Below are 12,847 nucleotides of genomic sequence, written 5' to 3'. Positions count from 1 at the left end.
AGCAAACTAAAATTTGCTTGGTTTTTTTTACTTTATTATTTTCATATGTTCAAACGGATAATAAATGCCTGCTAACTTTCCTAACACATCTTCTCTATCAATAAAACCTAAACCATTTCTACTATCTTTACTTATTAAGCGATTATCTCCCATAACAAAAATCTTATTTTTAGGAACTGTAATCGGTCCAAAGTCCTCTGTTAAATTCATAAGTTTTTTTTCTGCTTGTTTTTTATTACTATCCAAATACTCTTCATCTTTCACTTCAGAATTTACATATAATTGATCATTTCTCATCTCAATTATATCTCCAGGCAATCCAATCACTCTTTTGACATAAAAATTATCTGTTTTCACAACAATAATATCTTCTCTCCCATAGCTTTCAAATTGTTTTGCTAACTTATTAACAATCACCTTATCTCCATCTTGCAACGTTGGCCTCATAGATGCTCCTTTTACAGTCGTCGGAAAAAACACAAAAATTTTCGCCAAAAACACCAATAAACATGCAATTGCAATAGTTCCAAAGAATTCACGCCAACGTTTTTTCTTTTGCATCATTTCACCAACTCATCGTCTTTTTACTTTTATTATAAATAATACGACCGATGATTTTCTACAAAATTCTGAATTATAAAATTATAATATTAGAAATTTTAAAATGAAAATACTGATCAAATTAACAAGCAAAAAAGATACTCTCAAAATAGTCTATCCACTATTTTTGAGAGTATCTTTTTATAATCCCACATATATAATACACATTTGAGCAGCTACATATGTAAACCAAATCCAAAGTGGCTCATACTTCAATTTACGCCCTCCGATATCTGTCACGCCAATAATGAAATCAGAAATTACAAACAGTAAGCCACCAAACGCTGGTATCCACCATATCCCTGTATTTTCATAATATAAGGCGAATGCAAAGCAAGCCATTCCTCCAACCCACAATCCGTAAATTAGAGCTCCTATCGTAAACAACTTATCCTGTTTATCATTTCGGATAAAGAAGAACCATCCTACAATTAGAAAGAGCCCATATACGAGTAAGCCAATCCAAAAACCATTCCATGAAATTCCTGTTTGCAAAAATGCTTTTACATAAAAGCAATGAGCAAGAGCGAAAGTAACCATCCCTCCAATTAATCGATGACCAATTGGAATCAGCCCAGCCATAAACAAATCTCCCACAGTCGATAAAGTCATACCAAGTGCAACCCACGTACTATACTCTACAGATGGATCTTGTAACCATATGCAAATTGCACTACCTGTTAAAGAAAAACTAAGAATAAGACGAATTGCTAAAGGTAACGGCATATTATCTTTCGTTTTTTTTGTCTGCCCCATTGCATAAATTGCACCAATAAAAAAAAGAAATATTTGCCCAATTAACACCACGTAAAGTAGATTCATAATATTTTCTCCTCAATAAATGCTTTTTGTATCTTTTTTCGTTACACTTAGTCTATTATCCTTTTTCTATGAAAAAAGAAGAACAGTACTGTTCTTCCATTGTAATCGCTTTTCTGCTCTCTATGCTACTTGTTTTTCTTGCTCCATTTTTTGCTTAGCTGGTGTCCTATTTACCACAATGATTCCCGCGGCTACACATGCTAAACCGAGTAGCACAAATGAATGAATTGCTTCACCTAAAATCATGCTCGATAATAACACACCAAATACGGGTATAAAGAACATGTACATAGATACTTTTCCAACCTTGTTGTACTTCATAATTGTATTCCAAATGCAAAAACCAGCTGCAGATAAGAAAGATAAATAAATTAGCATAAGTATTACATGTAGACTAAATGTAAATGGCATGACTCCAACTTGTAAAGCCCCTATACATAATAATCCTATAGAACCAAAAACCATTTGGTATGCTGTCATATAGCCAACATCTAATGTTTTACTACCTTCTTTTGCTAATATGTTTCCATATGAATACAGCATTGCTGCACTAAGAAGTAATAAGCTTCCGATCCCAAAATGAAATGATAAGCTACCATCACTCGGCACATTTACTAAAATGACGCCACAAAAACCAATCGATACCCCAATTATTTTTCTCATATTGAGAGCATCATCTTTATATAAAAAATGGGCGAGTAAAATTTGAAAGAATGATGATGTCCCTGAAATGATAGCTCCTTCAATTCCTGAACTATAACTCATTCCAATGTAAAAACAGATATATTGAAGAAACGTTTGGAATAAACCAATTTGTATTAACTGTTTCCCTGTTCCTTTTTTGAAGCTCATATCTTTTCCTAACACTTTAAAGAATAATAAGAGCATGACTCCAGATAAAAAGAAACGATAACCGGCAAATAATATTTGCTCTCCAACTTCTTGTGGTTGAATTCCAAGTTCAACATAACTTAACTTAATAAAAGGAAATGCGCTTCCCCATAAAAAAGTTGCTACTATTGCAGCAATAAATACGCCAATCGGATGGGTAAAAAATTTCTCTGTCTTCACTTGTTGTGTTCCTTTCCGACCTTTTTATGAACAATATTCATATATACCAGAGGAGTTGCGAAAACACAAGTTTTCCGTTTATACTTGAAACAAAACCGTACCATCTCATAAAAATATATGATATAATATAGAATAATTACAACATAATAACTATTAAAAACAGATTCAACAGAAATGCTGCTATCCATTATGGATGGCAGCTTTCGTCGTTTTATAGGGGTTTCGATTTTGATTATTTTTCTCAATAAGAATTCGGAAGGAGCGGGTAGTAATGAACTCAGAAGTAAAAACGTTACAGGCAAAAGAAACAATTTCCCATCCCTCTTTATGGGACACATTAAAAAAACATTATGAACTTGTATTTGCAGTAGCATCTGGTATTTTTATTTTAGTTGGCTGGTTATTCACAAAGAACGATGCAATGAATGTAGGTATTACTTGCTATATCCTTGCTTATATAGTTGGTGGATATGCAAAAGCGAAAGAAGGCATTGAAGATACGATTGAAGAAAAAGAGCTAAATGTTGAAATGCTAATGCTCTTTGCAGCTATTGGTGCTGCAATTATTGGCTACTGGGCAGAAGGAGCTATCTTAATCTTTATCTTTGCGCTCAGCGGTGCTATGGAATCTTATACGCTAAGTAAAAGCCAAAAAGAAATTTCCGCTCTTCTTGACTTACAACCCGAAGAAGCATTACGTATTTCTAACGGAACTGAGGAACGTGTTCCTGTTGGAGGGTTACAAATTAACGACATTATTTTAATTAAACCAGGTGAACGTGTTCCTGCTGACGGTACGATTCATAACGGTGAAACAAATATCGATGAAGCAGCAATCACGGGAGAACCTATTCCAAATGAGAAAAGACATGGCGATGAAGTATTTGCAGGTACTGTAAATTTACGTGGTGCTATCGAAGTTAAAATTACGAAGCCAAGCGATCAAACATTATTCCAAAAGATTATCCGTCTCGTCCAAAGTGCACAAAGTGAAAAATCACCATCACAACTATTCATCGAAAAGTTTGAAGGAACATACGTAAAAGGTGTACTACTCGTTGTTGCGCTTATGATGTTCGTTCCTCATTTCTTACTTGACTGGAGCTGGAATGAAACGTTTTATCGCGCTATGATCTTACTTGTAGTCGCATCTCCTTGTGCACTCGTTGCTGCCATTACACCAGCAACGTTATCTGCAATTTCTAACGGAGCAAGAAATGGAATTCTCTTTAAAGGTGGCATACATTTAGAACGCCTCGCTTCAGTAAAAGCAATCGCCTTTGATAAAACAGGAACATTAACAGAAGGAAAACCTACCGTAACAGATGTATATGTTCGAGAAAATATGACAGAAAAAGAAGTACTTTCTATTACAGCATCCATTGAAAGTCACTCTACACATCCTTTGGCTGAATCTATTGTTAAATATGCACAACATGCGTACGACATTACATTAAAAAAACCTGAAAAGGTTGAAGATGTAACTGGTTTTGGGCTAAAAGGAATATTGGAAAACACTGCTTATAAAATAGGTAAAGCTGATTTTATCGGTGAAGAAACAAAAACATTTCATAATGGTATTTCTGCCTCACTTGAAAAGGAAGGTAAAACTGTCGTTTATATTAGTGATGAGGGAGGCATTCTTGGACTTATCGCTTTAAAAGATACGCTTCGCCAAGAAACAATAGCTGCTATTCGTGAATTACAAAGCATTGGTGTCGAAGCAATTATGATTACTGGAGATAATGAAGAAACGGCAAAAGCAATTGCCTCTGAAAGTAATATAAAGGAATATTACGCATCATGTTTACCAGAAACAAAAGTTGAAACGATTAAAAAGTTAAAAGAAAAATATGGTACAGTAGCAATGGTCGGAGACGGTATAAATGATGCACCTGCACTAGCTACTGCTAGCATTGGTGTCGCAATGGGAGAAGGAACAGATGTAGCTTTAGAAACTGCGGATGTTGTACTGATGAAGAACGAACTATCTCGTCTTTCCCAAGCAATTCGTTTATCAAAACGAATGAACCGTATTGTGAAGCAAAACGTAATCTTTTCGCTAGCCGTTATTGCCATGCTAATTTGTTCAAACTTCTTGCAATTTTTAGCTCTTCCATTCGGTGTTATTGGCCATGAAGGAAGTACGATTCTTGTCATTTTGAATGGCTTACGATTATTAAAAGGCAGCAAATAAAACGGGTCCCTCATAGAGGACCCGTTTTTTTTAATGATAGCTATTATGACCGTTCGCACTGCTACTCGTTTTATGCTTTGGATGCGAACTGCTCTTTTGTTTATTATTACTTTTATTGTTATGGTTCTTTTTATTATTACTCATGAAATATCCCCCCTGTTCCTTTTTATTATGGAACAAGAGCTCATTATTCATTACGGGAATTATTGTCACCGGTTCTATAATGGTGGAGTAAACCATTAATTTCACCGCCAAGTAAAATTACCCATCCAGTTAAGTAAAACCATAACATTAAAATAATGATACCACCGAGACCACCATATGTATTGGCGTAATTCGCAAACTTATCTACATAATAAGCAAATGAGTACGATACCACAATCCATCCTACAGTAGCAAATAACGCCCCTGAAATAACTTCTCTTCTTTTTAACTTTCGATCTGGGGCAAATGTATATAAGAAACTAAACAAAGCAAATAGCACGAAGAAACTCGCTACTAATCGTGTAATGCTCCACACGAAAGAAAAACTATCTGATAAACCGAGTGCTTTAAACACTGCTGCTCCAATAACTTGTCCGAATACCGGAACAATTAACGCAAAGACAATCATAAAAATAATAGCTAATGTAAACACAATTGATAACGCTCTTGTTGTAATAAAAGAACGTGTTTCCTTCACGTCATAAGCGCGGTTAAAAGCATTCATAACCGCATTAACACCATTTGAGGCAAACCATAACATGGATAATAAACCAAATGATAATAAACCACCATTTTGCTGGTTTACAACTTTATCTACATTTACCTCAATTAAGTTCATTGCATCATCTGGTACATAAACCTCTAATAAACTAAGCACATCCTCTGTTTGAATGGGAATAAATCCAAGAAGCGTAATTAAGAAAACGAGCCCAGGAAAAATTGCAAGCAAGAAGAAATAAGCGAGCTGTGCTGCCAAGCCCGCTACATCATCGCGCATCGTCCGGTCATATAAATCTTTACCAAACGAATAAGTACGATTTCTTCTCACCTTTTCTAAAATTTTTCTCATATATGTTTAAACGCTTTTCTTCTCTTCTTTATCTTGCTTTAACTCAATGTACGCTTCAGTTTTTTTTTCCACTGCATTTGAGTCTTTCATAAATAATTCACGCGCTTCTTTCATACCACCATCTTCAGCAACTACTGGCTCTTCTTCTGCTTTCAGCTCATCTACCTTTGGAGATACAGCTTGAATTTCAATCGTTTCTGGCTTTTCTTCTGGCTCAACTTTTTTCTTACTAAAAATTTCTTTCGTTTCTTTTAACGTCTCTACAACAGATGGCGTTAATTTTTTAATTTCTGCTACTTTCGCTTTTACCACATTGAAATCAGCAAGTTCGCGTCCTTTATCTGTAACAGTTTGCACTTTTTCTTTGATCTTTGCATTTTCACCAATTTCAATCATCTTTGTTTTTGCTTTTTCTGCTGTATTTTTTACTTTTTCACGGTTTTCTTTCTTTAACATGGATACAGCTACACCTGCCGCTACACCAATCGCAATGTTTCGAGCAATATTATTTTTCTTTGCCATATTCCTTCACCCTTTCATTTCTTATGTTAGAAAGTATTTCTTTCTAAGCTTCCTCATATTCCTTGTTCATTTCGAATGAAAGCTAATAGCTTTGCACACCCTTCTGTTACAAGGTCATATACTTCTTGGAAATTCCCTGTATAGTAAGGGTCAGGAACGTCTGTCCAGCCACCGTCTGGAACAAAGTCGGACAGCCTACCAATATAGCCTCCAGTTTTACCTAAACTTTTTAAATCTGCTATATTCTTGTTGTCCATGGCAATAATATAATCAAACTTTGTTAAGTCTTCTTTTTCTACTTGCCTTGCTTTAATTCCTTCAAAAGTGACTGCATTTTCTTTTAAAATTTTTTGTGTTCCTTTATGTGGCGGATGGCCAACATGCCAATCTCCAGTTCCTGCAGAATCAATGACAATTTTCTCTTCAAGTCCCTCTTTTACGACAAGATTTCGAAAAATCGCTTCTGCCATCGGAGAACGGCAAATGTTCCCAAGACAAACAAACAATACTTGAACCATACTTTTGTTTCTTCCCTTCTTGGTGCATTTCTTAATATATACTTATATTATAAACAACCAATTATTAAATATAAAGGAAATCCCTACTAATTTAATGGGATTGAAAAGATTCATTAACGAAAATGATAAAAAATGTTAAGATAGCCTTATGTTATTTTAAAGGGGGACACTTCGGTGGATTTATCCGTAAAGTCAGAAGAAAACGTTGAATATATGGTCGAAGCTATTAAAGAAAAATTACGTATGGTTAATGCTGGAGCGATGAGAGCTGCTAGTTTTAACGAAGAAATGTACGAAGATTTACGTGACATTTATGATCATGTTATGAAACGTGAAACATTCAGCATTAGTGAAATGCAAGCTATTACAGAAGAATTAGGTACATTAATTAAAAAGTAAAAAAGCCTCTCTTATATGAGGCTCTTTTTTATTTCCAACAAATTCATGACAACTCATCTCTTTCCCTCAACCAACTGTAAAATATTGTACAATAGAAGTAGAACCTCATCTTAGATTTTTTCTCCATACATACTACTCACAAATAATAGCAACACTACCATTGCTAACTGTTTTTACTGGAGGTGCTTACTTATGAGCAATTGGTACAGTAAGACGAAAGATCAAACATTAATTGACCTAGAAACAAACGAACAACACGGTTTAACAGATGAAATTGTAAGTGAACGTTTAAAGCAATACGGTTCTAATGAATTAGCTACAAAACAAAAACGCACTTTATGGCAGCGTATTTTCGCCCAAATTAATGACGTCCTCGTATATGTCCTTATTATTGCTGCCCTTATTTCTGCCTTTGTAGGTGAATGGGCGGATGCCAGTATTATCGCGCTTGTTGTAGTTTTAAATGCTGTTATCGGTGTTGTCCAAGAATCTAAAGCAGAACAAGCTTTAGAGGCACTAAAAAAGATGGCAACACCTAAAGCTATCGTCAAGAGACATGGTGAACTAAAAGAAATTCCATCTGAACACGTCGTTCCAGGGGATATCGTTATGCTCGATGCCGGACGATATATCCCATGCGATTTACGCCTTATTGAAACCGCAAATTTAAAAGTTGAAGAATCTGCTCTAACTGGTGAATCTGTCCCTGTTGATAAAGATGCAATCTACCACCCTTCCATGCAAAGTGATGAACAAGTACCACTCGGCGATCAAAAAAACATGGCCTTTATGTCTACTCTTGTAACATACGGAAGAGGCGTCGGTGTTGCTGTTGAAACTGGAATGAACTCACAAATTGGTAAGATTGCTACCCTTTTACATGAAGCAGACGATGATATGACACCACTTCAAAAAAGCTTAGCACAAGTCGGAAAATATTTAGGCTTTGTCGCTGTAGCTATTTGTATCATTATGTTCCTCATCGGTTTTTTACAAGGCCGGGATACGTTAGAAATGTTTATGACTGCTATTAGTTTAGCCGTTGCAGCTATTCCAGAAGGCTTGCCAGCTATCGTTTCCATCGTTCTTGCAATTGGTGTGCAACGTATGATTAAACAAAACGTTATCATTCGCAAACTACCAGCTGTTGAAGCCCTCGGTTCTGTCACAATTATTTGTTCAGATAAAACAGGTACGTTAACGCAAAATAAAATGACCGTTACTCACTTTTATAGTGATAACACATACGATCGCTTAGAAAGTTTAAATGTAAATAATGATGCGCAACGTCTATTGTTAGAAAATATGGTGCTATGTAATGATGCGTCTTATAATAACGAATCACAAACGGGAGACCCGACTGAAATTGCACTTCTCGTTGCTGGAACCACTTTTAACATGCAAAAAGATTATTTAGAAAAAATACATGAACGTGTTAACGAAGTACCTTTCGATTCAGATCGTAAAATGATGTCAACCGTACATACATACGATGAAAGCTACTATAGCATGACGAAAGGCGCTATCGATAAGCTCTTACCTCGATGTACCCATATTTTTAAAAACGGCAAAATCGAGATTTTAACTGATTCTGATAAAAATCAAATATTAGAAGCTGCCGGAGCAATGTCTCAAGAAGCTTTAAGAGTACTTTCATTCGCATTTAAACAATACAATTCAAACGATATGGATATAAATCATCTTGAAGAAAATCTTATCTTTATTGGTCTTGTCGGTATGATTGATCCACCACGAACTGAAGTGAAAGATTCAATTAAAGAATGTAAAAAAGCCGGTATTCGCACAGTTATGATTACTGGTGACCATAAAGATACCGCCTTTGCAATTGCCAAAGAACTTGGCATTGCTGAAGAAATATCGGAAATTATGATTGGAACTGAATTAGATAACATTTCTGATACAGAACTAGCTAGCAAAATTAATCATTTAAATGTATTCGCTAGAGTCTCTCCAGAGCATAAAGTGAAAATTGTAAAGGCATTACGCGCGAAAGGAAATATCGTTTCTATGACTGGTGATGGTGTCAATGATGCACCATCTTTAAAGCAAGCTGATGTTGGCGTAGCGATGGGCATTACAGGAACAGACGTTGCAAAAGGGGCAGCAGATGTCGTGTTAACAGATGATAATTTCTCATCTATTGTGAAAGCCGTTGAAGAAGGTAGAAATATTTATCGTAACATAAAAAAATCAATTCTCTTCCTACTCTCTTGTAACTTCGGAGAAATTATCGCTTTATTTTTAGCGATTTTACTCGGCTGGGCAACACCACTACGACCTATTCATATTTTGTGGGTGAATTTAATTACAGATACACTGCCTGCATTATCACTTGGGGTTGATCCTGAAGATCCAGATGTGATGAAGGAAAAACCACGACATGCGAAAGAAAGCTTATTTAGTGGCAGCGTTCCTTTCCTGATTTTCAATGGAGTTATCATTGGACTTTTAACGCTAATAGCTTTTATCGCCGGAGCAAAATTCTATACTGGAGATACAAATTTATTCCCTCTTTTCCCAGAGCGAATTGATGACGATGCTCTATTACACGCTCAAACGATGGCATTTGTCGTTCTTAGTTTTTCTCAGCTCGTTCATTCATTTAACTTGCGTTCAAGAACGAAATCAATTTTTTCAACTGGGATCTTTACAAATAAATATTTAGTCTTCTCCCTTCTTATCGGTGTTCTTATGCAAGTTTGTATCATCTCCATCCCGCCCCTTGCAAGTATATTCGGTGTACATGCATTAACGATGCGAGATTGGGGATTTGTTCTCTTATTAAGTATCATTCCACTTGTTGTGAATGAGATTATTAAATTAGTGAAGAGAAACTAAAAGGCAATGAGGACTCTTCCTCATTGCCTTTTCATTTACCCTTGTAATTCTTTTTTAATGTTCTCAGTTAATGTAGCCATACGTTTGCGGCTTTCTTCACGCTCACGTTTGTTTTGCTCTTCAATTTGTTGTGTTTCTTGCATACCTCTTGAAATAATGTTCCAAGTTTCCTCAAGTGTTTCCATCTTAATACTAGAAGAACCTGATAATCTCGCTACTTCTACACTTTGCGTTGCGATATTTTGTGCATTTTTCTTAAGTAATTCATTTGTACGGCGATCCAGTTCAGCCATAGAATCTGCAACAAGCTTTTGACGCTTCGCATTTACCGCTTGAATGATACCATTTTTAAAGATAGGAATCGTTGTAATAAATGCTGTATTGATTTTACCAATTAATTTATTATTACCACGTTGAATCATACGAATTTGTGGTGCTGTAAGTAGCGCAACCATACGCGCTTTTTCTAAATCATCAATACGTTGCTCTAAAATTTCAACAGAGTTTTTAAGCGACTCTAATTCAATACCTGCTAATTGATCATTATTACGCACACGCTCTTCATACATCGGAACTAATTCTGTATTTAAACGCTCTAATAGCATTTCTCCTGCTACTACGTACTTCTCTAAGTCTAAATAATATTTTAAGTTTTGCTCATACAAGCCATCTAACGTACCAATTGATTTTTTCATCTCATCTTGGTACTTCGTAATTTCCACATATACTTTATCAATTTCACGGCCCATCGTTTGATACTTGCTAAAAATTTGTTCTATCATTTTATCCGCTTTTTTGAACATACGTGAGAAGAAACCACTTTTCTCTTCCGCAAAGTCTTTGCTATCAAATCTGTCCATAATTTTACCAAGCTGTTTTAATAATTCACCAGAATCTTCTATCTTTGATAATGACATTGTATGTAAAATTTGATCAGCAAAACGTGAAATTTCCATAGAAGGTTCTTTTCCAAGTTCAATTAATTCTAATTGATCTTTAATATCTACCGCATTATAAATACGTTGTACATCCGCATCTTGTCTAAGTTGTAAGCGAACATCTTGTGCTGTTTGCTCATTTAATTCTGTTTTCGGATCTAGTACGACTGGGTTATTCATATAGTATTCTCCCTTTCCTTATAAAAATGGACGAAATAGTCCTTTTATTGTTTGTGATAAATTTTTATAAGCTGATGAACCATGAAACTCAAGATCGAAATTAACCTCTTCAAGCCAATGGGAATCAAATGCCCCCGCTTCAATATACGGTTCAATATCGTTTCTTCCCGTTGGATTGAAATGGAATACATCTACTCCAATTTGATTTAAAAATAGTAATAAAACAGCATCAGAACGAGTTAACTCTCCACTCTTCTCATTATTAAATATAACAATTTTCGGTACATCTTGTGAATAATCAAATTTCTCAAGCTGTTCTAAAATATTCGGTGGTATTTGAGAAAGTTGCGCGAAAACATATAGCGCTACATCTTGTTTCGTCTCTTTCGCAATTGGTTTGCACATTTCACTTTCACACGTATGGATAATCGCTTCTGCAATACCATGTTGTAAACCTTCCGGTAAACGCTTATGCGGCCACCAATGGCTATTCATAATTAGATCCGGATGTAATTTCCCAGCTCGGTCCAATGCATCTCGATAATGATATTGGAAGTTTGCTTTTTGCTCTTTCGTAAATGGGAATGTATTAATTAGTAAACTGTTATCAAATGATGTAACAGCCTTTAATCGTTGAAAATACTCTTTATCATTCTTTGAAACACCTGATATTTTCGCAAATAAAGAAGGGATATAAATGTGTTTATTTTCAACAAAGAATGTCGGGCGTACAAACGCCTTTTCTTTCGTAATTAAAAAGAGTTCATCATATGTTGTTTTTAGTGTACGAGCTACAGGCGTATAGGAACGGAATTGCCACGGCTTGTACAGCAGTGAATTATCGTGGTGAAGTACTTGCTCAATTTCTTTTGAAGCTTGATACGCTACTGTTGCCACACGCTCGCGGCGGCGATCTGGAAATGGTTCAAGAGAAATACGGCCTGGATGAGACACAATAAAGGTCCTTCCCTCTTCATCGACATTCTCAAATCCATCTTTTCCTTCTGGATGATAATAAAGCACATCACAACCGAGCATAATAAGAAAGTATAAGAAATATATACGGCTTTCCTGTGCATCACCATACCAAACGATACGCGGCATTTGTTTCTTATAATTAATCGTAGAGAACCACTTCGCTACATAATTTTCGCTTAGTTTAATTATGTCGATTAAGAAACGACGGAAGCCTTCTGTCTTTAACGACTGATTATGTTGTTTCTCATATAATTTCAATAGTGAAATAAACGTCGTATGTATGTAATGCTGTAAATCAGGATTGTCTACTTTCGGTAAAAGTTGTTTCCCAGATAAGTGTGCAACTAACCTATTTACTGTCAGACCATTTGGTGCTTCTTGATGTAATCCGAACACTTCTTGAATATGACGAAGCTTTTCCGAATCAATCACTTTGTTTAAATTTTGTTCGTGTAAAACTTCGATTCCTTTCGCTTCACTATAATCAAACAGTTCATTAAAATATTCATCTACATCATTAGGAACGCCAAGGATTCGACATGCTATATAACTAAATTTCATCTCATTCTCTGTCAGTTCATATTGTGGACGTTTTTCTAAAAGCGTTTCAAATTGCTTTAAATCTGATTCATCTTTTAATGCATATGGTTGAAGTGTAAAACGTGAAAACACAACAGTTCACCTCCAAAAACATTTACGTTTTTTCTAA

11 protein-coding genes are annotated in these 12,847 nt (G+C 35.4%); 3 read left to right on the top strand and 8 right to left on the bottom strand.

Annotated features, from left to right (window positions below; genetic code table 11):
- Positions 1-27 precede the first annotated feature (27 nt).
- From lepB to NST86_RS02315, 3 genes are all read right to left on the bottom strand, one after another.
- Complete coding sequence (gene lepB / locus NST86_RS02325) at positions 28-564, bottom strand: signal peptidase I (RefSeq protein ID WP_000983308.1); 537 nt, start codon at positions 562-564, stop codon at positions 28-30.
- A 177-nt stretch (positions 565-741) separates the two neighbouring features.
- Positions 742-1,422: a lysoplasmalogenase gene (locus tag NST86_RS02320; protein WP_098616492.1), complete on the bottom strand. Its 681-nt coding sequence runs from the start codon at positions 1,420-1,422 to the stop codon at positions 742-744.
- Between the two features lie 120 nt (positions 1,423-1,542).
- Entirely contained in the window at positions 1,543-2,493 is a 951-nt protein-coding gene (locus NST86_RS02315; RefSeq protein ID WP_000845706.1) for a DMT family transporter, read from the bottom strand.
- A 271-nt stretch (positions 2,494-2,764) separates the two neighbouring features.
- Between NST86_RS02315 and NST86_RS02310 the strand changes: the two genes are divergently transcribed.
- Positions 2,765-4,690 carry a heavy metal translocating P-type ATPase gene (locus tag NST86_RS02310; RefSeq protein ID WP_001083770.1) on the top strand — a complete coding sequence of 642 codons (1,926 nt, stop codon included), beginning with the start codon at positions 2,765-2,767 and terminating at the stop codon, positions 4,688-4,690.
- 187 nt (positions 4,691-4,877) lie between these two features.
- Here NST86_RS02310 and NST86_RS02305 read toward each other — a convergent pair whose 3' ends face one another.
- Genes NST86_RS02305 through NST86_RS02295 form a run of 3 tightly spaced genes read right to left on the bottom strand, consistent with a single transcriptional unit; the run spans position 4,878 to position 6,784 of the window.
- Positions 4,878-5,744, bottom strand: a complete 867-nt coding sequence (locus NST86_RS02305; protein WP_001226536.1) for a YihY/virulence factor BrkB family protein — start codon at positions 5,742-5,744, stop codon at positions 4,878-4,880.
- A 6-nt stretch (positions 5,745-5,750) separates the two neighbouring features.
- Positions 5,751-6,266: a DUF4075 domain-containing protein gene (locus NST86_RS02300; protein ID WP_001085388.1), complete on the bottom strand. Its 516-nt coding sequence runs from the start codon at positions 6,264-6,266 to the stop codon at positions 5,751-5,753.
- A 53-nt stretch (positions 6,267-6,319) separates the two neighbouring features.
- On the bottom strand, positions 6,320-6,784 hold the full coding sequence (locus NST86_RS02295; protein ID WP_000250916.1) for a low molecular weight protein-tyrosine-phosphatase: 465 nt from the start codon (positions 6,782-6,784) through the stop codon (positions 6,320-6,322).
- Between the two features lie 174 nt (positions 6,785-6,958).
- Between NST86_RS02295 and NST86_RS02290 the strand changes: the two genes are divergently transcribed.
- Both NST86_RS02290 and NST86_RS02285 read left to right on the top strand, forming a co-directional pair.
- Positions 6,959-7,183 carry a DUF1128 domain-containing protein gene (locus NST86_RS02290; protein WP_000366196.1) on the top strand — a complete coding sequence of 75 codons (225 nt, stop codon included), beginning with the start codon at positions 6,959-6,961 and terminating at the stop codon, positions 7,181-7,183.
- Positions 7,184-7,375: 192 nt separating this feature from the next.
- The gene (locus tag NST86_RS02285) at positions 7,376-10,042 is read left to right on the top strand and encodes a cation-translocating P-type ATPase (RefSeq protein ID WP_016117114.1); all 2,667 of its coding nucleotides are present in this window, start codon (positions 7,376-7,378) and stop codon (positions 10,040-10,042) included.
- Between the two features lie 35 nt (positions 10,043-10,077).
- Here the strand turns inward: NST86_RS02285 and NST86_RS02280 are convergent, their stop codons facing one another.
- On the bottom strand, positions 10,078-11,160 hold the full coding sequence (locus NST86_RS02280) for a toxic anion resistance protein (protein ID WP_001064409.1): 1,083 nt from the start codon (positions 11,158-11,160) through the stop codon (positions 10,078-10,080).
- An 18-nt stretch (positions 11,161-11,178) separates the two neighbouring features.
- On the bottom strand, positions 11,179-12,810 hold the full coding sequence (locus NST86_RS02275) for a YceG family protein (RefSeq protein WP_000492866.1): 1,632 nt from the start codon (positions 12,808-12,810) through the stop codon (positions 11,179-11,181).
- Positions 12,811-12,847 lie beyond the last annotated feature (37 nt).

Origin of the sequence: Bacillus sp. FSL L8-0199, from assembly GCF_038005705.1 — a bacterium.
Classification (GTDB): Bacteria; Bacillota; Bacilli; order Bacillales; family Bacillaceae_G; genus Bacillus_A; species Bacillus_A cereus.
This window is presented reverse-complemented; position numbering and strand designations above follow the sequence as displayed.

Coding starts and splice junctions, on each gene's coding strand:
- NST86_RS02305 (WP_001226536.1), bottom strand. CDS start 5,744: ATGAGAAAAATTTTAGAAAAGGTGAGAAGAAATCGTACTTATTCGTTT.
- lepB (WP_000983308.1), bottom strand. CDS start 564: ATGATGCAAAAGAAAAAACGTTGGCGTGAATTCTTTGGAACTATTGCA.
- NST86_RS02320 (WP_098616492.1), bottom strand. CDS start 1,422: ATGAATCTACTTTACGTGGTGTTAATTGGGCAAATATTTCTTTTTTTT.
- NST86_RS02300 (WP_001085388.1), bottom strand. CDS start 6,266: ATGGCAAAGAAAAATAATATTGCTCGAAACATTGCGATTGGTGTAGCG.
- NST86_RS02295 (WP_000250916.1), bottom strand. CDS start 6,784: ATGGTTCAAGTATTGTTTGTTTGTCTTGGGAACATTTGCCGTTCTCCG.
- NST86_RS02310 (WP_001083770.1), top strand. CDS start 2,765: ATGAACTCAGAAGTAAAAACGTTACAGGCAAAAGAAACAATTTCCCAT.
- NST86_RS02280 (WP_001064409.1), bottom strand. CDS start 11,160: ATGAATAACCCAGTCGTACTAGATCCGAAAACAGAATTAAATGAGCAA.
- NST86_RS02285 (WP_016117114.1), top strand. CDS start 7,376: ATGAGCAATTGGTACAGTAAGACGAAAGATCAAACATTAATTGACCTA.